This window comes from Parabacteroides sp. FAFU027 (assembly GCF_022808675.1).
In the GTDB taxonomy this organism is placed as follows: Bacteria; Bacteroidota; Bacteroidia; order Bacteroidales; family UBA7332; genus CAXXIC01.
This window is the reverse complement of record NZ_JAKZKV010000005.1, coordinates 49,314-73,671: the sequence shown is the minus strand read 5'-3', so window position 1 is coordinate 73,671 and position 24,358 is coordinate 49,314. Positions and strand designations below refer to the sequence as shown.

Annotated in this window: 19 protein-coding genes; 12 read left to right on the top strand and 7 right to left on the bottom strand. The window is 40.2% G+C overall.

The window, feature by feature from the left end; translation table 11 throughout:
* The first annotated feature begins 165 nt into the window (after positions 1-165).
* The 10 genes from MLE17_RS09100 to MLE17_RS09055 all read left to right on the top strand — a co-directional run bounded on the left by MLE17_RS09100 (position 166) and on the right by MLE17_RS09055 (position 11,898).
* Positions 166-2,931, top strand: a complete 2,766-nt coding sequence (locus MLE17_RS09100) for a TonB-dependent receptor (RefSeq protein WP_243348477.1) — start codon at positions 166-168, stop codon at positions 2,929-2,931.
* Between the two features lie 17 nt (positions 2,932-2,948).
* Positions 2,949-3,725, top strand: coding sequence for a DUF4249 family protein (locus MLE17_RS09095; protein WP_243348476.1), 777 nt, complete (start codon positions 2,949-2,951; stop codon positions 3,723-3,725).
* A 904-nt stretch (positions 3,726-4,629) separates the two neighbouring features.
* Positions 4,630-5,499, top strand: a complete 870-nt coding sequence (locus tag MLE17_RS09090; protein ID WP_243348475.1) for a carboxypeptidase-like regulatory domain-containing protein — start codon at positions 4,630-4,632, stop codon at positions 5,497-5,499.
* Positions 5,500-5,980: 481 nt separating this feature from the next.
* Entirely contained in the window at positions 5,981-7,066 is a 1,086-nt protein-coding gene (locus MLE17_RS09085; RefSeq protein ID WP_243348474.1) for a pentapeptide repeat-containing protein, read from the top strand.
* A gap of 304 nt (positions 7,067-7,370) precedes the next feature.
* Positions 7,371-7,922, top strand: a complete 552-nt coding sequence (locus tag MLE17_RS09080) for an REP-associated tyrosine transposase (RefSeq protein WP_243348473.1) — start codon at positions 7,371-7,373, stop codon at positions 7,920-7,922.
* 113 nt (positions 7,923-8,035) lie between these two features.
* A complete protein-coding gene (locus MLE17_RS09075) occupies positions 8,036-8,689 on the top strand; it encodes a hypothetical protein (protein ID WP_243348472.1) in 654 nt (217 codons plus the stop codon).
* A gap of 194 nt (positions 8,690-8,883) precedes the next feature.
* Positions 8,884-9,480, top strand: coding sequence for an outer membrane beta-barrel protein (locus MLE17_RS09070; protein WP_243348471.1), 597 nt, complete (start codon positions 8,884-8,886; stop codon positions 9,478-9,480).
* 77 nt (positions 9,481-9,557) lie between these two features.
* Entirely contained in the window at positions 9,558-10,034 is a 477-nt protein-coding gene (locus tag MLE17_RS09065; protein WP_243348470.1) for an RDD family protein, read from the top strand.
* 71 nt (positions 10,035-10,105) lie between these two features.
* Complete coding sequence (locus MLE17_RS09060; RefSeq protein ID WP_243348469.1) at positions 10,106-10,486, top strand: PH domain-containing protein; 381 nt, start codon at positions 10,106-10,108, stop codon at positions 10,484-10,486.
* Between the two features lie 47 nt (positions 10,487-10,533).
* Positions 10,534-11,898: a TonB family protein gene (locus MLE17_RS09055; protein ID WP_243348468.1), complete on the top strand. Its 1,365-nt coding sequence runs from the start codon at positions 10,534-10,536 to the stop codon at positions 11,896-11,898.
* 89 nt (positions 11,899-11,987) lie between these two features.
* Here MLE17_RS09055 and MLE17_RS09050 read toward each other — a convergent pair whose 3' ends face one another.
* From MLE17_RS09050 to MLE17_RS09040, 3 genes are all read right to left on the bottom strand, one after another.
* Complete coding sequence (locus tag MLE17_RS09050) at positions 11,988-14,882, bottom strand: TonB-dependent receptor (protein ID WP_243348467.1); 2,895 nt, start codon at positions 14,880-14,882, stop codon at positions 11,988-11,990.
* A gap of 304 nt (positions 14,883-15,186) precedes the next feature.
* Positions 15,187-17,202, bottom strand: coding sequence for an excinuclease ABC subunit UvrB (gene uvrB, locus MLE17_RS09045; protein ID WP_243348466.1), 2,016 nt, complete (start codon positions 17,200-17,202; stop codon positions 15,187-15,189).
* Positions 17,202-17,393 carry a PspC domain-containing protein gene (locus MLE17_RS09040; protein WP_243348465.1) on the bottom strand — a complete coding sequence of 64 codons (192 nt, stop codon included), beginning with the start codon at positions 17,391-17,393 and terminating at the stop codon, positions 17,202-17,204. The genes uvrB and MLE17_RS09040 overlap by 1 nt, the downstream gene beginning before the upstream one ends.
* A gap of 139 nt (positions 17,394-17,532) precedes the next feature.
* On the opposite strand from MLE17_RS09040, the gene MLE17_RS09035 reads away from it, so the two are divergent.
* Positions 17,533-18,582 (top strand): DUF2027 domain-containing protein, encoded by a 1,050-nt coding sequence (locus MLE17_RS09035; protein WP_243348464.1) that lies wholly within the window; start codon positions 17,533-17,535, stop codon positions 18,580-18,582.
* Positions 18,583-18,627: 45 nt separating this feature from the next.
* Here the strand turns inward: MLE17_RS09035 and MLE17_RS09030 are convergent, their stop codons facing one another.
* From MLE17_RS09030 to ligA, 4 genes are all read right to left on the bottom strand, one after another.
* Complete coding sequence (locus MLE17_RS09030) at positions 18,628-19,959, bottom strand: MalY/PatB family protein (RefSeq protein ID WP_243348463.1); 1,332 nt, start codon at positions 19,957-19,959, stop codon at positions 18,628-18,630.
* 173 nt (positions 19,960-20,132) lie between these two features.
* On the bottom strand, positions 20,133-21,026 hold the full coding sequence (gene dapA, locus MLE17_RS09025) for a 4-hydroxy-tetrahydrodipicolinate synthase (protein WP_243348462.1): 894 nt from the start codon (positions 21,024-21,026) through the stop codon (positions 20,133-20,135).
* A gap of 22 nt (positions 21,027-21,048) precedes the next feature.
* Positions 21,049-21,561, bottom strand: coding sequence for a DUF6913 domain-containing protein (locus MLE17_RS09020; protein WP_243348461.1), 513 nt, complete (start codon positions 21,559-21,561; stop codon positions 21,049-21,051).
* Positions 21,554-23,551 (bottom strand): NAD-dependent DNA ligase LigA, encoded by a 1,998-nt coding sequence (gene ligA, locus MLE17_RS09015; RefSeq protein ID WP_410795618.1) that lies wholly within the window; start codon positions 23,549-23,551, stop codon positions 21,554-21,556. Before ligA ends, MLE17_RS09020 begins: the two co-directional genes overlap by 8 nt.
* A 117-nt stretch (positions 23,552-23,668) precedes the next feature.
* Here ligA and trmD point away from each other — a divergent pair, with 117 nt between their 5' ends.
* Positions 23,669-24,343, top strand: a complete 675-nt coding sequence (trmD, locus tag MLE17_RS09010; RefSeq protein WP_243348459.1) for a tRNA (guanosine(37)-N1)-methyltransferase TrmD — start codon at positions 23,669-23,671, stop codon at positions 24,341-24,343.
* The last annotated feature ends 15 nt before the right edge of the window (positions 24,344-24,358 follow it).

The following is a 24,358-nucleotide window of genomic DNA, read 5'->3' as shown; positions in this document are numbered from 1 at the left end:
TTTTGAGATTAATGATGATTATATATCACAGAGGACAACAGAGAAATGCACAGAGAGCCACAGAGAAGTTTATTTACAGAATCCTGTCCTATGTTTTCATTATAGATTTGACAGAGAATCCCCTCATTCCCTCAATACATCATTCCCTCAATCCCTAAACAACCTATGAAACAAACGAAAATTTTACTTTTATTTCTCCTGATTACAGCCTTACAGCGGATTGATGCCCAGGTCAGACTGGACAAGATCGAAGTCAATGGCTGGTATATAGGAACTATGGATCAGGTTTTAGAGAAAATATCCAAGGAAAAAGGTGTCGTATTCAAATACGATAAGGTGAAAGCGCAGAAGATTAAGATTGACTGCCCGCCGTTTCAGCGCACGCTGGAGAGTTTTATCAAGAACATGATCTGTAACGGCAATAAGCTCAAATACTATATATCTGATGACGGCGTGATCTACATCATTGACCAGTGGGAGAAACTGGCTTCGAATGAGGTGAAGAAGGAAGTTGCCTATCATGGCAATGCAGAAAAAGCCAACTTCGCCTTCTCCGGTACGGTGGTCGATAAGGAATCACACGAATCGCTTCCTTATGTAAATGTGCGTGTAAAAAACAGCAAGAACGTGACTACAACCAATGTGGACGGCTATTTTACCCTGCTGAAAGTGCCGACAGATACCTCTACTCTTGTTGTAAGCTACATTGGTTACAAGCCCAAAGAGATTCACCTGACCCCGAATACACCTGTGCATCATGCCGTATTTGAGTTGGAGGCCAATACCGAACTGCTGAGCGAAGTCGTGGTGATGGCAGATAAGCAGGACCTGTTACAGACCAACGAGAAGGTGGGGATGATCAAAATGACCCCACTGAAGATGAGCATCCTGCCCAGTTTGGGAGAAAAGGACATCTTCCGGACTTTCCAGTTGATGCCGGGGATCAGTGCGGCTAACGAAAACTCTTCCGGACTCTATGTGCGCGGTGGGACGCCTGACCAGTCATTGGTATTATACGATGGTATTCCCATTTACAACGTACAACACTTGTTTGGCTTCTTCAGTGCTTTTAACAGTAATGCCATCAAGGACATCCAGCTCTATAAAGGCGGATTTGATGCCAAATACGGTGGTCGCCTTTCAAGTGTGGTGGAAATCACAGGCAAAGAGGGTAACCAGAAGAAGTTTGGAGCAATGGTGGATGTTAGTCTGATGTCGGCAAATGCTTATCTGGAGTTTCCGTTGGGTAAAAACCTCACCTTCCTCTTTGCCGGTCGTCACAGCTGGCAAAGTCCGTTGTATGACCTGATCTACAAGCAATCAACCACATCAAGTAGCGGGTCGATGGCTCCTCCGAAACATGATGGAGGCGGACCTGGTGGTGGTCATGCACCCAATGAAACGAACGCAACCTCTTATTTCTACGATACAAACTCTAAGATTACCTGGCGTCCATCGTCGAAGGATATTCTCTCGTTCAGTACTTATAACGGAAAAGACTACCTGGATAATGCCTTTAGCCCGGGCGGAATGGGCGGGCCTCCTCCGGGAAAAAGCAGCATCACCAGCATGAGCATGACCAATACCGATAATACACAATGGGGTAACACCGGTATTTCCCTGAAATGGTCGCGTAACTGGAGCAACCGGCTCTACTCAAATGCTTTAATCAGTTATTCGGATTATGTGAATGATCGTGACCGGACCAACGAGGGTAGCTATTACACCAGCAGTGGTACTTATGTAGAGTTTACCAAAGGATATGTGGAGCATAACGGCATCAGGGACTTATCACAGAAAATTGATTTCGAATACAAGTTGTCCAACAAGCAATTACTATCATTCGGCTTTGATCACACGACCAACGATGTCCGCTACTCCTATGTGCAAAATGATACATTAACTGTGTTGAGCAAAAAGAACCGGACAAACCTGACCAGTGGTTACCTTCAGGATAAAATTACTTTGCTGAAAAATAGGCTGGAGCTGAATCCGGGTTTGCGTTATACAAACTACGATGTAACAGGTAAAAACTACTTTGAGCCGCGTTTCTCCGGATCGTATAAGGTAAATAACCAGTTGAAGTTGAAGGGATCTTTGGGTAGATATTACCAGTTTGCCAAAAAAGTAACCCGCGAAGATGTGATGCAGGGTGACCGTGAATTCTGGATGATGGCCGACGGTACACAAATGCCGGTCAGCTCATCGAATCTTGCTGTTGCCGGATTTGCATATGAAACAAAGAATTACCTCTTCGACGTGGAAGCCTATTACAAGAAGTTGAAAGATATTTCGGAATACTCCATCCGTTTTGACCAACAGGGGGGAGGCTTTGGTCCCGATGCGGAAACGACTACCAGTCTGAGCGATGATATCAACTATGAAACGAAGTTCTTTACCGGTACCGGCTATTCCAAAGGAATCGACTTCCTGCTTCAGAAAAAATATGGCAACTATACCGGCTGGATGGGATATACCATCAGTGAGACGGTCAACCATTTCCCTGACTTTGGCAATTATGACTTCTATGCCTCTAATGATGTGACGCACGAATTCAAAATCGTCAACACCTACAAGTGGCACAACTGGGACTTTGCCCTGAACTGGATCTTTGCATCCGGCAAGCCTTACACTCGTCCCGAAGGGGTCTATGAAGTGACATTGCCCGATGGATCTACCAAGGAGTATTTCAATGCGACAGTAAAAAACGGTTGCCGTCTGCCCGATTACCACCGCATGGATGTGGCTGCAACCTACAATTTCAAGTTATCGCAGAAATATCCCTGTACAGTCAACTTCTCCATCTTCAACCTCTATAACCGTACAAACATCTGGTACAAAGAGTTCCAGATCGTAAATAGCGAAGTGGTGGAGACGAATGTCAATTACCTTGGAATATTGCCGAATGTCAATTTCAGCATCAAGTTTTAATGCAAAGTCCGAAAGTTATGAAGATAAAACATATATTGATTGCCCTGCTTTTGCCCTTGCTGTTTGCATCGTGCGAGAAAAGCAATATTGCGACAGCCGACTACAATGGGGTAGTGGTTAACGCTTTCCTGAGAGCAGAAGATTCTATTTCCCTGAAACTTAACCGTGAATTTATCATCGACTCCGATGATTCTACCTACGAGCCGGTAAATAACGTTGCCGTCAAGGTCACATGCGACAATATTGCCCATCAGTTGTCCTTTAACGGAGAAGGAAAGTACAGCTCTCCGCTAATCGTACAGGCGGGTAAGACCTACTATCTGTCATTTACTTACTATAATAAGCAAGTTACCGCACAGACCACCGTCCCCACTAAACCCGAAGGTTTTACCGGTGCGGTAGACAGTATTCATGGTGTTGTAAAATGGACGGTAGTCGATACCACCTATTATGCCAAATACACCTGGAATAATCCCAGTGACCTGTATCACTACCTTTCCATCGAGTGTCTGGATGGAAAAACCAGTCCCATCAATCTCAATAACAGTGTGTCAGTCATCCGCTACCTGGAGCCGATAAAGACTACCACTTATTCCCTTTCGGATAAAAGCTTTTCTTACTACGGACTCCACCGGATTGTATTGTTTAAGATTCCGGATGAATATGCCAAGCTTTATCAGCACTATTCAACCAATGCGGAGAGTCTGACTTCACCGCCCACGAATGTTACCAATGGATTGGGCATCTTTACCTCATACAGCACCGACACGCTTTATTTGAAGGTGTATAAATAATAAGTTCGAACCTTTCCCAGCTAAATATAGAGATAGTTATCAGAGCCACAAAGATTCATAAACATGAAATCTTTTGTGGCTCTCTTTATTTTAGTAGCAAGAACTATTATATAAACCACTATAAGTCACAAAATGAAAAGACCTCTGACATATGATGAAAGGACCATCGACATGCGATGAAAGTACCATCGACATAAGGTGAAATGTGTACCGACATATAGTGAAAAGACCACTGACATATGTGGAAATGATGTTTGACATATGGTGAAAAGACCTCTGACGTTAAATCGGAATGGATTGACATGCAAGGAAAAGACCTCAAACATGCAAGGAAAAGACCGAAAGCAAGTAATGAAAAGACCTCAAACATACGAGGAAAAGACCTCAAACATGTAAGGAAAGTACCATTGACATATAAGGAAATGAGTATTGACACCTGGTGAAAAGACCTTTGATATTTGAGGAAAAGAACTCTGACACACTATATAAAGGGTGTTAGAATACAATTCAAATAGTATTAACTATATATCAAATCTACTAATAACTTATTGCAGAAATAAACTTATATCTCTGCTTTAAATATCCACATAATATCTCTGAATAGTCTCTGAAAATGTAAAAATGTTTGTGTAAACAATCTGTTTTTACCTCAATTCTGATAGATTAGGCTTTGTGTAAATATAAATGTTTTGCTGATTTACAGGTTGTTGTATGTCTTTGTGGTATTGTCATAATATTTTGAGTGAAAAAATATAATCAAATTGTTTGGAAATGTAAAACACTTCAGATATCTTTGCCATCAATCAAACGTTTGTTGAATATCACAAACCATTAACATAAAAAACAAATTATGGACAAAAGGAAACGAGCAAAAACGAAAATGTACCATACAACGAATAATGTTATGGATACAGAACAGGTAGCTTTATCAAAATTGCCGGGCTGCACTGAAAATGTGGCAAAATTTAAAAATAGCTTTTCTCAGATTGAAGAGGCAAATGCCCGTTCAGAGTTTGATGGATCAGGAATTACCCAAATTAATCAGGATAACCGGGATAATCTGGAGAATGACACTATATCTGTTGTTGTAAAGGTCAAAGCCTATGCCCGTTATAACAAGGATTACAACTTATTGAATGATATAGATTATACCGCAACCAAATTAAGCAAATTATCGGCTGTCTCACTACTTAATGTTTCCCAGTCAGTTTATATCCGGGGAACTGAGGTATTACCCAAAGCCACAGGATTTGATTTGAAACAGGAGGATCTGGATGCCTTAGATGAAAGTTACAAAGCTTATAAAGCAACTTATAACCAGCCAACAATTAATCGTCTGGATAACAACTTATCAAAGAATAACCTGAATGCTTTATATAAAGAAGCTGATGATACCCTTGAACAGATTGATATCGTAATCGAAATCATCCGTTATACCAATCCGACCCTGTATGAGCGTTATAAAGCCGCTCGCAGAATAGAACCTACAGGTTCTCGCTCATATACCCTCAAAGGGATGGTGACTGATATGTCAGAAAATTCTATCTCCGGAGTGCTGCTTACCTTCCTTGAGGTGGATGAAAACAACACGCTCGTCAGCAGCGAACCGGTCATCACCAAATCAACAGCCGACAAGGGTAGATTTAATGTCAAAACGATCGAAGAAGGGCGTTACCGCGTCACAGCGACCAAAATCGGCTACAAAGCCGCCGAGCAAATCATCAGCATCAATGGCGACAACCCCGATCTGTTTTTCAAACTCGAGACGGTGTGATAAAATTGAAATCCTCAGCTGGCTTTGGGGCTCGCTGGGGATTTTTTTGTTCATAAGAACTTCAACGTTAGTAGCCATACCGGACAGCGGCTTCATGCCGCTTGTCGGGTTGATAAAATGAAGTACCTTATAATAAATTTAGTGGAAGGAATAGGGGATACCGCATGTTTTTTGCTTAAGTATAAAGACAAGCAGTCAGTGCATAGCGCAAGTCTGAGCGCAGCGGGGACTTGTGTTGGAAATCAAAGCAGTCTTTGACTGAAAAGGAGTGGTAAGATAAGAAATCTGAACTAGGCTTCAGTTTGAAAACTGAAACTGTTTTGAGTCCAAGTCCCCGCTGCGCTCAGACTTGAACTAGGGGCTGAGTGCAAGATATTAGACTTGGAAGAAATGAGTTCTTCTTTCGCAAACATATTTACCAAAGTTTATCATTAACTTTGGTATAGGAACAAGATATTGACCGAAATTTATTCTTTAAGCTATGACATACAAGATCTTATTGTTCATCTTTTGTCTCTTCGCTTTTGAGATGAACGCGTTATCACAAACCAGTTCTGGTACCGAAAAAGTTGAAACTGACAGTTTAAAAACTTATCAGATTCAGAAACTAAAACAGGAAATTCAGAAGCTAAAATCCGAGAATTCTATAAGCCCGGGTGTACAGGCCCTTCCCACATATGGCGGAATTGTAACAGCCTTGATTGCTGTATTGGGCACATTTTTCTCATTTTGGAAATACCTGAAAGAAAAGCATACCGAAAACAAAATCCATCTGGAAGCCAAGTTCAATTCGGTAATAAATAATTTAGGCTCATCAAGTCATTCAATACAGGCGAGTGCCGCCGTTTCCCTGTTGACTTTTTTGAACCCGGAGTACAAAGAGTTTCATCACCAGGCGTATTTGATCCTACTTGCCAATTTAAAATCAGAGCTTCCTGACAATGTCAATGCACTTCTGGTAAAAACTTTTGAAAAGGCAATCCGGCTTAAACTTGAAGCCTTACATTCGAAAAAATCTGACGATGGTGGCGGTTACAACATTGAGCTTGACTTAACAAGAGCTAATTTATACAGAATTGATCTTCATGGATTGAACCTTGAAAATGTTGATTTTGCATTCTCAAACCTTCGGAGCGCTAATCTGGACGGTTGCAATTTGAAGAGAGCCAAAGGTTTTAAGACTGACTTAAGTTGTGCCAGGCTTTCACGGACAAATATGGCCGAAGGGCGTTTCGATCAGGCGAATTTTGAAAATGCCCAATTTCATGAAACGAATCTTGTTTCAGCCAAACTCAAAAACACGAATTTAAAAGGAGCAGAATTTCAGCAGGCGCAACTACAAGATGCTCACCTGGATGGATCGGATATTTGTGGTGCTAAATTTGAACATGCAAATTTAAACAATGCCTTTCTAAAAGAAATAAAATACAACAATACTGACCTCATGAGCATATCAAAAGCAAAAGATGCTAGTTGGGAAAAAGCAAATTTCGATAAGGGAACCTTTGAAAAGATAAAACAGTTGCCATTAAATAAAAAGAGAGCTGAATCCAACTGCCCCGATTAACGACGCAGGGTCACAATAAATAACCAAATGGGCTCAGCTCCGAGTTCAAAGATAGTGCAATTTTCTGAATTTGATGTTTTTAGAACAGAAAATAGACTTGGCCTTTGGATTGCAGCACCTTCCCTGTCCCCTGCTAGCGCGGGTCCAATGTCATTAAGTTAAGCGTATAATTATCTAATATTCAACATCCCATCCCATATCGCGCAAGTATAAATAAAAAGCAGTCTGGGGCTAGTTCAAGTCTGAGCGCAGCGGGGACTTGGACTCAAAACCAGAGCAGTTTATAACTGTAAAAGAGCATATCATGAGCCGAAAGTATAAGTTTCGCAATCCTGAAGCAGTTTATTTTGTGAGTTTTGCCACAGTCAACTGGATTGATGTTTTTACCCGACGTGAATACAAAGATATAGTGGTAGATAGTCTGAATTACTGCATCAGGGAAAAAGGTCTGATAGTGTATGCCTGGGTAATCATGAGCAATCATGTTCATCTGGTTATTGAAGGACGAGAAGTTGCTTTGGAAAACGTATTGCGGGATATGAAAAAGCATACAGCCAATAAGATTTTGGATGCAATTAAAAAGAATCAGCAGGAAAGCCGAAGGGAATGGATGCTTTGGATGTTTGAGCGGGCAGGAAAAAAGAATCCAAACAATAGCAAATATCAGTTTTGGCAGCAACATAATCAACCGATCGAACTGACCAGACATGCTTATGGCATCGACGCTGCAATTGATTACGTGCATGAGAATCCGGTAAACGCTGGCTTTGTTTCGCAGGCTGAAAGTTATCCGTACAGTAGCGCTGTTGATTTTGCCGGAGGGAAGGAACTGGTCAATATTGTTCCTTGTTGGTGATACAGCGTCAGTTTATAAACTGAAACTGTTTTGAGTCCAATCCCGATAGTCATCGGGACCCGCTGCGCTCAGAACTAGGGGCTGAGTGCAAGTTTGAAAGAAAAATGAGAAATATGAAAAATAACTACACAATGAATTTTACCCGAACATTCTTTTTAGCCATCATCTTTTGTCTGTTTATTAGTTTTAAAGCTAAGTCACAAACACCTTTCACGATACATGCAGGACCATCTACAGTATTGAACAATAATAAATTCAAGAATCTATCGGTTGGAGTAGATTTAGGAGTCGAATACAAACTGCCAATACAAAAAGATGTCATCAATCTGATATGTAGTGCTGATTTTATGAATGATAAGTATCTATTACCGAATTCGATAAAGACATTTTATTCATATAATGGTGAAATGGGAACATTACCAGAAACGAAATATATCAGAATTTCAAATGTTCCTTTATTAGCTGGAATATCGTTACCTAAGGAGTTATCCGATGAAGTTCATTTGTTTATATCAGGTGCTATTGGTCCTGATTTTATGTTTGTGCCGAAAGTGTCATACACAGCCATTGGTCAAAGTTTTACCGAGATAAAATCTGATGTTAATACTCTATTTACTTATAAACTGAATGCGGGTATAATATTTGATGATCAGTACTCTTTACGAGTTGAATATTTTAATTTTAATGGAAAGGTTCCTGAAGACTTATCACGGAAAGGATTTGCGCATGACCCAATAATTACAGTGTCGTTAGGTATGTCATTCTAATTGGAGAAAAACAGATGAATTTATTCTTGACAGTAAATATCGGAATGTTGTCATCTATTGGGATTCATATAAATCTGAAATTAATTTAGAGTATGCATACAGTGCACCTGTATTTGATTAAAAACAGAGAAATCACGTATAGAGGGGATAACCTCAGCAAACAGATAATCACTCAAACACAAATACCTACAATTATGAAAAAGTTATTCGTATCGTTATTCGCATTCATCGTAATGCAAAGTGCAGCAAATGCCCAGTTTACCAAAGGCTCGACATTTCTGGGAGGAAGTTTCAATTTTACTTCGCAAAAGCAAGGAGGGAATTCATCATCTTCTGCATCTAGTACCAGCATATATCTAACTCCGGAATTAAGCTATATGCTAAACAACAATACCGCTTTAGGTGTCGGACTTAGTCTTTCTAATAATTATCAGAAATCATCGAGTGGTACCAAATACACGACAAACATTATATCTCCGTCATTATTTATCCAGAACTACTATCCGTTAGCTCAAAAGTTATATTTGTCCCTAAAATCAGAAGTGGGATTTGGATGGGCAACAAGTAAAACCGAAAATAGCTCATATAGTAGCAAAGACGAATATAATGTACTGGGATGCAGTATCTCACCTGAGTTAGACTATTTTATTACATCCAAAGTCGGAATGAAAGCGAATTTCAATGGATTTAGCTTCGCTCACTATTACAATGATGAAAACTATTATTCCAACAAGGTCCAGTTTGACCTAAATCCTTCTAACTGGAGTTTTGGGTTCTTCGTAAAACTGTAATTTAGCTCCAAAAAACAACGATAACAGTAGAGACGTGGCCTGCCGCGTCTCTATTGTTATATATAAAATCAACCACTATGGAACCCATTGCAAATAGTCAAACAATCCCTTCTTATTTGGCGCTACATCCGGTAGGCTTCTGGAAAAGAGTCCTCAATTGCCTCATTGATACGATCTGTTACTGTACAATATATTTCATTGCAAAAGACACTTTACTTGAAACCTTCTTTAAAACTTATCCCGAAGATGGAGTCGTAGGTATTCGTTCATCCCAGCTTGTAAATGTACTCATCATGTTTTTCTACTATCTGATCTGGGAGGCATCGTGTGGCAGGACTGCAGGGAAATTCATTACCCGCTCAGTGGTCATTGACGAAGACGGCAATCTGCCCTCATTCAAGACCACCCTCTATAGAACCCTCTGCCGTTTTATCCCGTTTGAGCCTATTTCCGTGCTCATACACGAACGGATAGGCTGGCATGATATGTTTCCCCGTACCCGCGTGGTTGACGTCAATGAATACCGCGCAGAGAGGCAGGAATCTGCGTCTTGATTTTTTGAGGAAACCTTCATAAAGCAGAAAAAACCCAGATTAAACAATCAACCCAACTAAAATCTTACACTATGGGACTATTCTCAGCATTACTCGGCAACGCAGGAGCCGTAAGCCTGGAAGAACTTAACAAACACTACAGTCTGCTACTGTGTGAAGAAGAAGAAATTGAGCTTGGCTTTAAGCTAATCCGTGATACCTTCATCTTCACCAACAAGCGACTTATCCTTGTGGCCAGGCAAGGCATCACAGGCAGCAAAACAGAGTACAAATCCATTTCCTATAAAAGCATTACCCGTTTCAGCGTAGAGACAGCGGGGGCGTTTGACCTTGATGCCGAACTGAAGATCTGGATCTCCAGTGAACAACAGCCCAGTATCACCAAGCAATTTGATAAATCTGTCAATGTATATGATGTGCAGAAGGTACTGGCTCACTATGTATTAAAATAACAGTCTAGTCACCAGGTAAGTAAAAGTCCACACAAACAATAGTAACAATGAGAAAAACAACGATTGCAGGCATATTAATTTCGACCTGCTTATGCACTACACTTTATGCAAATAAACTACTCTTTAAAGGAATGGTGGTCGATATGTATGGTGCTCTCCTGAAAGAGATTTCAATCAAAGTAAAAAACGAATCGAATCTATTCCCTGATAACCGGTTTGCCATTCAGGTGAATAAAGGTGATACGTTAAAGTTTGAGCTGGAAGGTATTACCGTGAAGGATACGGTATTGACAGATACCACTAAGCTACATTTGATCAGAGTAAAACCACAAATGGTGGAAACCGGAGAAGAACTCTATGAGAGCTCTTCAGTTAGATTTCAGGATAAACGGTTTTCTCCGGAAAATTTTATCGATTTGAATCTTCAATACCCTGCTGATGCACTAAAAGATAGCCTTTCAGGTGTAGCACACGTACGTTTCAAGGTAAATGCCGATGGTGAGAAGTACGGTTTTTATGTCCGGCCCTCTCTGTCACCGTCTCTCGATCAGGAAGCTATTCGTCTGGTTCGCTCAATGCCAGGGGTGATTCCAGTGCTTCAAGGCAATCATTATGTGTCGATATATTCATTTGTTCCGGTACGGTTTAATGTCAGAAGTTATCTTTATCAAAGAACGGACGAAGAAAAATCGGTTTCTTCAAACCCAAACGGACTTGACCGTAAGCATATCTACGAAAAAACAGAATTTAAACCCGAATTTCCCGGAGGAAGCATAAAAATGAAGGACTTCATTAGTAAAAGTCTTGTCTATCCGACTGACGTGGAAAAAGGAGAGACAGCAAACGCCGTGGATTTGAAATTTATCGTTGACAGTATGGGAACAATCACGAACCTTTCGGTTTATAGAGGAATCACACAATCTCTGAATAATGCAGCTATACAAATGGTAAATAAAATGCCGAAATGGACTCCTGCAACGATCCAGGGCAAGAGAGTATCTGCCAGGGTAAATCTGTCGGTTAGTTTCAGCCTGAATAAGAAATATCCATTTATGAAATCTGCATTTGATTCGATTGACCATAAAAGAAATGATCCGGGGGCTTTTGTTATCGTAGAGGAGATGCCTGAATTTCCAGGTGGAATAGGACCGATGATGTCATTTTTATCCAGTAATGTCAAATATCCCGTAGAAGCGCAGAAAAAAGGGATTACAGGTATGGAAATAGTCTCCTTTGTTGTTAATAATACAGGTAAAATTGAGGATATTACAGTCGTACGAAGCGTCGGAGCTTCATTTGATGAAGAGTCTATTCGGGTCATACAGAAAATGCCATCTTGGAAACCCGGAAGACAAGGCGGGAATTATGTTTCTGTGAAATTTACACTGCCGATCCGGTTTGCTCTCAAATAAAGTCAGCCCCATATCGGATAAAAAAAGACGCGAAAACATTAAGTAATCACTTAGCGTTTTCGCGTCTTTGTATTTATGAATAGAATGGATTAGAATCCGCCAGGGCCACCACCATCCGGTCTGCCACCACCTCCGGGGAAACCACCACGACCACCGCCATCCGGTCTGAAATCACCGTCAGGACGTTGGAAGTTACGGTTACCACTTCTGTTTCCCATCGTATTGAAGCGATAGTTGAACGAGATCATGTAGTAAGAGGTAAGCGTATTGTACTGAGTATCGGTAATAGCAATATCCGAAACCGAACGGTTGATATTTAATTGTTGACGCAGGATATCATTCATCTTAAAGCGGATTGTTCCTTTCTTATTCAGTATTTGCTTGCTGATTTCTGCATTCCACATCGTTTCATTCTTATTGTATCCGGTAGATAGTCCAGCTTGTCCGGTATATCGCAAATCACTCGCTAATGTAAAACTGTAAGGAAGATAGATTTGTGTATTGAATGAACTACCATAACTCATATTTTCCTGACCTTTACGAGCAGACACGCTATTATCGACTTTCGAATAACGTATATTACCTCTGATCTGAGCATAAATAAAATCATTACGGTAGCTAAATCCCAGGTTCTCATTCAAGTTGATTGTTTTTGATATGTTTCGTTCAATATCGCTTTTACCCAGAGAAATATATCCAATACCATTATTGAAAGATGCATTTGCAAAGCTGTTTACCTGGAATTTACTCTTGCCTATAGGGGTGTTAACCATCAAACCTGCATTCATGTTCCAGTTTCCGTTTTCATTGACAGGACGTGTTGTCTGTGCTCCGGTATTTGCATCATACGTAGATTTATTGATGATGTCATTTACCACAAAACCTCCCTGAATAGTGGCCATGATGGAGCGCATAGCTTCGCGGTTATAGTCGTTATATCTGGCAGAAATATTATTTGAATAGGTAGGTAGCAGATCCGGGTTACCTAATTTAATATTAAGTGGATTGGAGTTATCCGGTGTGGGATCCAGTTGGGTAATACTTGGCTGTGAAGTACGTCCACGGTAGTCAATACGCAGGTTCTGCTGTTTGCTAAAGCGGTAGGTGTAGTTCAGATTCGGAGAATAGTTCATTACATTCCGTTCTTTGCCAAAGTTAACTTTATCTTCCACATAACTTTTACTTTTGCTGTAAGAAGGCTGAAGATCCACCCCGATTGTATATGAATAAGAGGCTTCTGTAGCACGGAAACTTAAACCCAATTGCTGATTGATAAAGTTGTTAGACAGGCTTTTACTATAAGCCGTATCAAGAACATTGTACAATTCCGATAAAGCATCACGGCTATAGGTCATCTTATCTGACTGAGTGATATTTCTGCTTATAGAATAGGAGAGCTGCAGGAAACGATTCGTTCTGAGTGGCTCCATATAGGATGCATATAAACGGTAATTCTTACTTTCGGAACTATTGTTGATTTGTTGATCAAGATTGGATATTGAATCGGCTCTCTGGAAAATCATCTGAGAAATGTTATACGCTACTCCATCACTATTATTATATCCACCACTCAGGCTCATGCTTAACCGACGTCCTTTCTTTTTGAACTGATAGGACATGTCTAATTGTCCGCTCAGGCTGATACCGTCAGCATCACTGATATAAGTACCAGTCTTGCTATTGATTGAGTCTCTGATTTCACCGGCTAAAGTAGCAGAGGTTGACTCTGATTCGCTGTGTGATTTATTATAACTGAACGATGGCGTAAAAACGAATGCCCATGATGAATCGGGAGTGTATTCCATTCTCATTTGTACATTCAGGTTGTTGCTGTTATTTATATTATTACCAGTAGAGTTGACAAAAGAAGTACTGTCTTGAAACAGCTTCTGAGTACTGCTCCGGGTCTTTGCATCAGTATTAAAGTGGTTATACATCGCGCTACCACCAATCTTCAGCTTTTTGTTCAGTTCTGTAGCGAAGTTTGTTCCAAATACATCAGAGGTAGTAATACCATTACCTGCACTCATACCGCCTCCGCGACGTCCCATTTGCTGACCAAATCCTGAGCCCCAGTCACGTGAGCCACGCTCATTGATATTGTTTGCATTTTCAATAAAAGACAACTGGCTGTCATTCAGGAAGCGGTTAACCATTGCACGTGACTGGTAACGGGTACCATTGTCACTTTCCATCACTTCGTGGCCCAGACCACCTTCAGCATTGACCATCCAGCCTTTCTTCATCCCTTTCTTGATGGTCAGGTTGATGACTGTTTCGCTTTCACCATCATCGATACCGGTCAGCAAAGCTAAGTCAGACTTCTTATCTACCACCTGAATTCTGTCGATGATATCCGTGGTGAGGTTCTTGGTAGCCATAGTCGGGTCGTTGCCAAAGAACTGTTTCCCATCTACATAGACCTTTTTCACCTCTTTCCCGGCAACGGTAATCTTACCTTCAGAGTCAATCTCCACGCCATTGATACGCTTCAGCAGGTCTTCAACAACAGCTCCAGGCTGCATTTTGAAAGCTTCGGGGTTGTATTCAATGGTATCTTCTTTTACTACCATTTCTGTGATTTTACCCACCACTGTCGCTTCTTTCAGCATGACCGAATTCTCTGAGAGGGAAATATCACCAAGATTGAAAACCGGTTTAGCTGAACCAATCACTCTTACAACGCGTGTTTCATTATTATATCCCAGAAAGCTAATTTGCAGTACATAATTGCCAACAGTAATATTTTTCAGGGTAAAAGTACCGTTATTATCGGTAGCAGTACCGCCTAACAGGGCAGTGGAACCTTGTTTCATCAACCGGACGGTAGCACCTTCGATAGCTGTCTTGGTTTTGGCATCCAGAATGCGCCCCGTAGCTGTAAACTTAACTGTAGAAGCGGTTGTCGGAGTTGATGTGGTTTGCGCATTAAGCAGCACACTCCAAAGCACGGCGCAAATGGCTGTAAGTACAATTCTTTTCATGAATTAATTATTAATGGATTACGGATATTGTGTTTTCATTGAGTAGGTTTGACAGGAATATTAGAAAAAGGTTTAGTTAAGGGGAATAACATTTCAGAATGAATCTGTCTGATAAGGGTATATTTTCAATAGAGTAGGGCTCTTTTATGGAGCAATTACACCTCATAAAGTCCTAAACTATATACATATAACAAAATGACATGCTTTATGAGTGGTTCTGCAATAAAAAAATCCGCCAATCCTCTGAATATTCAAAAGATTGACGGATAAAATATGGTTTTACAACAAGATGAGAATACTCAAATCAGCCGAATTTGCTTTTCACCAGCTCTTCTAGCTTGACCATCTCGTCTCGATACTGTGCTGCTTCAATGAATTCCAGCTTCTTGGCAGCTTCCTGCATCATCTTGCGGGTCTTTTCGATGGCTTTCTCTAATTGAGCTTTACCCATATACTGAACAACCGGATCGGCGGCCACTTCGATAGTCTCTTTTTCCACGTAAATATCAGGATGTGATTTTCTGAAATCTTCTCCCAGAATCGAAGTACGAGCCTTCTGAATAGCCTGTGGTGTAATACCGTTAGCTTCGTTATAAGCGAGCTGTTTTTCCCGACGACGATTGGTCTCGTCAATCGTTTTGCGCATGCTGTCGGTGATTTTATCGGCATACATGATCACTTTCCCGTTCAGGTTACGTGCAGCACGTCCTGCCGTCTGTGTCAGCGAGCGGTGGGAGCGAAGAAATCCCTCTTTATCCGCATCCAGGATAGCCACAAGCGAAACCTCCGGCAAGTCAAGACCTTCACGTAAGAGATTCACACCAATCAAAATGTCATAAAGTCCATTACGTAAATCCTCCATCAGTCGCACACGATCAAGCGTATCCACGTCGGAGTGAATATAGTTGCATCGGAAATTCAATCGTCCCAGATAGGCATTCAGCTCTTCGGCCATACGTTTGGTCAGCGTAGTAATCAGTACACGCTCGTCACGTTCCACTCGAAGCTGAATTTCCTCCATCAGGTCGTCAATCTGATTCAGACTCGGACGAACTTCAATAATCGGATCCAGCAATCCGGTTGGACGAATGACCTGTTCGACAACGACACCTTCAGATTTAACCAGCTCATAATCAGCTGGAGTAGCACTCACGTAGATGATTTGTTGTGCCAATTGCTCAAATTCCTCGAAACGAAGTGGACGGTTATCAATGGCAGCCGGAAGACGGAACCCATATTCCACCAGATTCACTTTGCGGGAATGGTCTCCACCGTACATTCCCCGAATTTGAGGAATGGTAACGTGGCTTTCATCAATTACGACCAGAAAGTCTTTGGGAAAATAGTCTATCAGACAGAAAGGGCGTGTACCAGGAGCACGTCCGTCAAAATATCGTGAATAATTCTCAATACCGGAGCAATGGCCGACTTCCCTTATCATCTCCAGATCGTATGTAACACGCTCCTGGATGCGTTTTGCCTCGTATTCTTTGCCGATAGAATGGAAAAATTCCACCTGTTTACCTAAATCAATCTCTATTTCACCAATGGCGCGGTTCAGGCTCTCCTTAGTGGTTACAAAGATATTCGCAGGATAAATATTATAACTATCAACAGATGAAAGCGTTAATCCGCTGATAGGATCTACTGTCTCAATGGTTTCTATTTCATCTCCCCAGAAAATAACCCGTAGAATCTCATCCGTATAGGCCAGGAAAATATCCACAGTATCGCCTTTTACGCGAAAATTACCATGCTTAAGCTCTACTTCGTTGCGCGAATAAAGACTGTCCACCAGAGAGCGTAAAAAGGCGTTTCTCGTGATTTTTTGCCCCACTTGGATTACCACCACATTGTTATGAAAATCTTCCGGATTTCCGATACCAAACAGGCAGGAAACCGATGATACAACCAGCACATCCTTACGTCCGGATAGTAGGGCAGAAGTAGCTGAAAGTCTGAGCTTTTCCAGTTCATCATTGATAGCCAGGTCTTTCTCTATATAGGTATCGGTGGTTGGGATATAGGCTTCCGGTTGGTAATAGTCGTAATAGGAGACGAAATATTCGACCGAATTGTGCGGAAAGAAGTTCTTAAACTCGCCATAAAGCTGTGCAGCCAAAGTTTTATTATGGCTCAGAATCAGCGTAGGCTTGTTGACCTTTTCGATAATATTTGCAACGGTAAAAGTCTTTCCAGACCCTGTTACACCTAATAAGGTCTGGTACGGAATACCCTCAAGCACCCCTTTTGTGAGCTGAGCGATAGCTTCCGGTTGATCTCCGGTAGGTTTATATGGTGATTCGATCTTAAATTCCATCACTCCTCGTCTGGGATTACAAACCACAAAATCAGGTAGATAATAACTCCCGAAAATGCAGTAAATACGGTTAATAATGCATAGGCAATACGCACTAAAGTCGGATCCAAATCAAAATATTTGGCAATTCCACCACAAACACCGGCGATTCTCCGGTCATAAGTTCTGCGTAATTTCTTTGTTTCAGTCATGACTGCTATGAATTAGTGACTATATGATACAAAAATAGTACTAAATCGACCGTTTATACGATAGTATATCATTTTATCTTCGAATAATTGCTTATTTCACCGAGATTAAAGACCTTTGTAGAACAAATAAAGAATAAAAATGGCAGTAAAGATTGGAGATAAAGTGCGTTTTCTGAATGCTACCGGTGGTGGCGTAGTAAAACGTTTCATAAATAAGGATTTAGTTGAAGTAGAAGAGGAGGATGGATTTGATACTCCCGTTCTGATTCGTGAATGTGTTGTTATTGAACCGGTAGGAGGTCAGTCCAAACCGTCTTCCACGCCTCAGGTTTCAGCAAAACAAGAAGTCAGAAGACCAACGGTTGAAGCACCTGCTCCCAAGGTTTTAGAAACGCGTGAAGGGGATAAATTAAACGTTTTTCTCGCCTTTCTACCGATGGAACCTAAAAGTCTTCAGAACTCAAATTTTGAGGCATATATCGTGAATGACAGCAACTATTTTCTTCAGTTGTCATATCTGAATAAACCGGCAAATGGCTGGAATCTACGCTATTCGGGGCTAATCGAACCTAATCAAAAGGTATTCCTGGAAGAATTTTCGAAAGAAGAGTTGAATGATCTGGAAAAAATCAGCATCCAGTTCGTTTCTTTCAAGCAGGGCAAAACATTTGAACTGAAGAATCCGGTATCGGTTGATTATAAACTGGATACAGTCAAATTCTATAAACTTCACAGCTTCCGGAGTAATGACTATTTTGACGAGGAGGCCTTAATTTACCCGATAGTAAAAAATGATATTCCTGAAAAACAGATTCAGGTGAGTGCTGAAGAGTTGGAACTTGCCATGAAAGAGAAATCCTTCAATGAAAGACGTCAACCACAAACGATTAATAAAAATCTATCGAATCAGATTCTGGAAATTGACCTGCATATCAATAACTTACTGGATAATACTGCCGGACTCAGCAATGCTGATATGATTCAGTATCAGATGGATAAATTCAGGTCCGTGATGACTGAGAATCTGAAAATCAAAGGCAGTAAGATTGTTTTTATTCATGGAAAAGGGGAGGGGGTGCTCCGAAAAGCTATTCTTGATGAGTTGAAATCGAAATACAAATCCTGCACCTATCAGGATGCCTCATTCAGGGAATACGGATTTGGTGCTACAATGGTTACAATCAGATAAATACAAAAATCCCCACTACTTCATAGGTTGTGGGGATTTTTATGCTTAACAATATTGAGTAAAAGCAGAGGATAATCTTTTCATCGCTTCTTCAATCACCAATCGGGAACAACCGACATTCATTCGCTGATATCCTTCACCACCGGGACCAAAGCTAGGCCCGTGATTAAACCCTAATTTGGCTTCCTGTATTAATATTCTTCGTATTTCATCATCTGACAGTCCTAATTCGCTGAAATCCAGCCATATTAAAAAAGAGGCCTGAGGTATAAATGCTTTGATTTTCGGCAAATGAGCCTTTAAATATTCATCGACATAATTGACATTCTCCTGAATATAATGAACAAGTTGGTTTAGCCATTCTGCACCGTGCTCATAAGCTGCTTTAGTTGCAACAGATGCAAAAATATTCCCTCCACCGATTTCAGCAGCTTCGACCTTGAGTCTGAACTTTGCTCGTAATTCATCATTCGGGATAATAAACGACGCAGAAGCCAGGCCGGCAATATTAAAGGTTTTACTGGGGGCCATAAATGTAATACATTGATTTGCTGCATCTTCTGATATTGTCGGAAAGGGAACATGAGTATTTCCAGGCAAGACCAAATCAGCATGAATTTCATCTGAAATTACCAGAATATTATGCTCCTTACAGATTTCAAGAAGCGCTAATAGTTCCTCTTTGGTCCAAACTCTACCACCAGGATTATGAGGACTGCACAATAACAACATTTTTGTTTTTTCATCAATCAACTGTTTCAGATTTTCCAAATCCATCCGGATTTCACCATTCTTCTGAATCAATTGATTATAAACGATTTGACGGTCATTATTTTTGACCATACTCATAAATGGGGGATAAATAGGGGGCTGTATTACTATTTTATCTTCTGGTTGAGTAAAAGTCTGCATTGCCAGAACGATTCCCGGTAAAATCCCGGGTACATAACCAATCCAGTTTGATTCTACGTGCCAGTTGTGTTTTTGCTTAATCCACTGTGCAATAGGCTGATACCATTCTTTATTTCGTATAGTATAACCCAACACCTCATGGTTTGCCCGTTCGCGAATAGCGTCCATTATAAAGTCTGGAGAACGAAAATCCATATCAGCTACCCATAAAGGTAAAATATCATTGGCTCCGAAGCGAGACTGAAGTAAATCGATTTTATAAGTTGAAGTTCCGGTTCTGTCAATGACTTCGTCAAAATTATATTTCATCATTCTAATTATTGATTTCAATGACAAATATCGGAATTTGTCTGAAAAGAAAAAAGATCCAGGCAATATTTGGAAAGAGCTTGTGTTTTTCCATTTTTGTTTGAAAGAATGACTGAATATTGTTTCTCTAAAAAGTACAACTTTGTTATCTCCCATCTACTTAACATAATATTAATTATGTAACTTTCTAATAGAGTTTTTATTGAGTGGAATTATGCTCGTAAATACTACAAGGAAAGCAAAGTGAAAAGAAGCATGACAAAAACATAAAAAGGCTACCCAATTACTTAGATAGCCTTTTCCATATAAAACAGAGTTTTACAATATCATCAGTATTTGACGTTCAATTCCTCAAGTATTTTTCTGATTTTTTCGAATGTAGTAATTCTTGTTGGAACTAAAGGTAAGCGAAGTCTATTTTCGATATATCCCATAACATGAAGGATGCTTTTTACTCCAGCTGGATTACCATCTACAAATAACAAATCAATCAGTTCCGTAAAACGGTGGTGGATTTGAAGTGCATTAGCATAATCACCATTTAAAGCCAAACGAACCATTTTGCTGAATTCTTTCGGAAAAGCGTTACCAATAACAGAGATAACACCTACAGCACCTAAAGTTATTAGCGGAAAGGTAATTCCGTCATCTCCGGAAATCACCAAAAAATCTTTTGGTTTATTCTTAATAATATCATCCATTTGAGTGATATTACCAGATGCTTCTTTAATGGCTACAACGTTATCAAATTCGCGTGCAAGTCTTAATGTTGTCTCGGCTGTCATATTAACCCCTGTTCTTCCTGGTACATTATAAAGTACTATTGGGAGTTTAGTGGCTTGTGCAATCGCTTTAAAATGTTGATAAATTCCTTCCTGAGTAGGTTTATTATAGTATGGTGCAACCGATAAAATAGCATCAATACCGGTAAAATCATCGTTTTTTAACTTTTCAACGACTGATTTCGTACTGTTACCTCCTACTCCTAAAACGACGGGAACACGACCATTAACACGCTCAACAGCAAACTGGATGATTTGTTTCTTTTCAGTCTCGGAAAGAGTCGGTGTTTCTGCAGTTGTACCCAGCACAACTAAATAATCTATTCCATTATTTATCTGAAAATCAATTAATTTGCCTAACGCCTCAAAATCGATTGATTCATCTTCTTTAAAAGGAGTAATCAGTGCTACTCCCATCCCTTTTAAATTTACCTGTATCATATATTGAGTCTGATTCTGATCGTTAAGATTTGAGTTTGCGAAGATAAGACATAATCTGCTCAGAAAGAAATCTGAAGTCTACATTTTTAGGGGCTTCCAGCATAAAGTCATACAAGTCAAAGCCCTCTTTTTTTATCCCAGCTTTTAGTTTTACCGATGCTTTCGAAATTAAATAGCTCAACGGCAAATAGTTGTGAACCGTCAAATCCAGAAGCATATCAGCATCGGATATTTCATCTAAAAAACGTGTTTCTATCTCCGATTTAGGAACATTCCAGAAGTCCAGATCCCTATTGGAAAAAATAAATCCTCGTATTTCCGGGAAGTTTTTTTCTTTCGCTTCCGAATAAACGACTAAACGACATTCTTTCCCTTCATTCTCCAATTGCGAAACCACATTCTGAATAAACGGATAATCAGCTATTTCGAAAATAAGAACAATTTTCCGTATATCGGAAAAATCTATTATAGCAGCTGTTTTTACCTGCTTCTGGATATTGTTCCTGATTTTATTGGTTATAATACTCTTAATCATTCCCGATCATAGTTAAGAATTCGTCTTCTGATATGATTTTTACTCCTAATTTGGTAGCTTTTTCGAGTTTTGCTGGACCCATATTTTCGCCAGCCAACAAGTAATTCGTTTTAGCTGATATCGATCCGGAGTTTTTACCACCGTTATTTTCAATTAAAGTTTTGTACTCATCCCGGGAATGCTTCGTGAATGTACCACTAATAACGATTGTTAGTCCGGCTAGTTTCTCTGATAAATTTTCAGTTTGAGACTCAGAAATTTCTAATTGTACCCCAGCTTCTTTAAGTCTGGAGATTATCTCGATATTAACCAGATTAGAGAAGAATTCAACTACACTTTGGCCAATTCTTTCTCCGATTTCGTCTATAGAAATAAGTTCTGGTAATTGTGCCTTTTCAAGATTGTCAATAGACTTGAATGCTTTTGCCAGTTTCTTTGCTACAGTTTCCCCAACAAAGCGTATTCCTAAAGCAAATAAAACCCTTTCGAAAGGTACCTTTTTAGAGTTTTCTATACCTGAAATAAGGTTCATTGCAGACTTCTCGGCAAATCTTTCCAGTTTAAGTACAGATTCATATTTTAGATCGTAAATATCTGATATATTATGAATTAAACCGTTTTTAAACAGGAGTTCTGCGGTTTCTCCACCAAAACCATCAATATTCATAGCCTTACGACTAATGAAGTGCTCGATACGCCCCACAATCTGAGGAGGACATCCGGTATCATTAGGACAATAGTGAGCCGCCTCTCCGGCAACACGCACTAATGCAGATCCACATTCAGGGCAAGTATCAATAAATCGTACTTTTTCACCTGATAAATGTCTGTGATTAACATCCACACCGGTAATTTTAGGGATAATTTCACCACCTTTTTCTACAAATACCTGGTCACCCAAGTGTAAATCAAGAGATTCAATAATATCCGCATTATGTAAAGAGGCTCTTTTCACCGTAGTTCCAGAAAGCAGAACCGGAGTCAGATTTGCAACCGGGGTAACAGCACCGGTTCTTCCGACCTGGAAAGAGACTGATTCTAATGTAGTTACAGCTTGTTCTGCCTTAAATTTATAGGCAACTGCCCAACGAGGGGATTTTGCTGTAAAACCTAAGTTCTTTTGTTGATTTAAAGAGTTAACTTTCAATACAATACCGTCTGTTGCAACCGGTAAATTTTTACGTTCAATATTCCAATATTGAATGAAATCATAAATATCTTGGAGAGAACTACATTTTTTGACGGCATTAGAGACCTTGAAACCCCATTTTTCAGCCCATTTCAGGTTTTCAGAATGTTCATCTGAAGGTAAATTATCGCCCAATAAATAATAGAGATAGGCATCCAGTTTTCGCTCGGCAACCAACTGAGGATTTTGAAGTTTCAGTGTTCCTGCGGCTGCATTTCTTGGATTTGCAAATAACTGTTCCTCAGCTCTTTCACGCTCCTCATTTAAAGTATCAAATACACTCCATGGCATTAGAATCTCTCCCCGGATTTCAAACTCATCAGGATAATTATCCCCAATCAGTCTGAGAGGAATGGATCTGATTGTCTTCACATTTTCAGTGACATCATCGCCTTTCTCTCCGTCGCCCCGGGTAACTGCTCTTTGTAATGCTCCATTCATGTAAGTAAGAGAAATAGAAGTGCCATCATATTTTAATTCGCACACTATCTCAAAATCATCATTTAAAGCTTTTCTTACTCTTTCGTAAAAATCAGCAACTTCCCCCTCAGAGTAAGTATTGGAGAGGGAAAGCATCGGATATTTATGTTGGATTTGATTGAAAGATTTGGTAATATCACTACCTACCCGCTGTGTTGGTGAATTCGGATCATAAAACTGCGGATAAGTTTGCTCCAGCTGCTGCAGCTCTTTAAGCAAAAAGTCAAACTTCTGATCGCTGATCAGGGGAGCATTTTGCACATAGTAGTGATAATTGTATTTATGAAGATCAAGACGAAGTGATTCTATCTTATTTTGCATTTCTTCCAGGTTAACCATAGATACAAATATATAAAAATGGACTGAATTTCATGCATGAATAGCCCGTTAGGTTGCAGATTCACTACCTTATGGCTACTTTTGCACAAAATTTAGACTATGAGAATTGATATCATAACCGTTTTGCCAGAGCTGATTCAAAGTCCGTTGAATCATTCCATCCTGAAAAGAGCTCAGGATAAAGGATTTGCTGAGATTCATTTGCACAACCTGCGGGATTATTCTACCGACAAACACCATCGGGTGGACGATTATCCGTTTGGTGGATCTGCCGGAATGGTGATGCAGATCGAACCGATTGACCGTGCTATCTCAGCCCTGAAGGCTCAACGACATTACGATGAAATTATATATACTTCTCCAGATGGAGAAAAGTTTGATCAAAAAATTGCCAACTCTTTGTCTATGACGCAAAATATAATAATTCTTTGCGGACATTATAAAGGCATCGATTTTCGTGTCAGAGAACACTTTATTACCCGAGAGATTTCAATAGGGGATTATGTCCTGACCGGCGGAGAACTGGCAGCAGCCGTTATTTGTGACGCTGTTGTTCGCGTTATTCCTGGAGTTATTTCAGACGAACAATCTGCATTGTCCGATTCGTTTCAGGATAATTTGCTTGCTCCACCCGTTTACACCCGCCCTGCTGATTACAATGGCTGGAAAGTACCGGAAGTCCTTCTGAGCGGTCACCAACGAAAAATCGAAGAGTGGCAATTGCAGCAATCATTAGAAAGAACTCAAAAACTTCGCCCGGATCTACTTAAATAGCTCCGGGCTATTTTT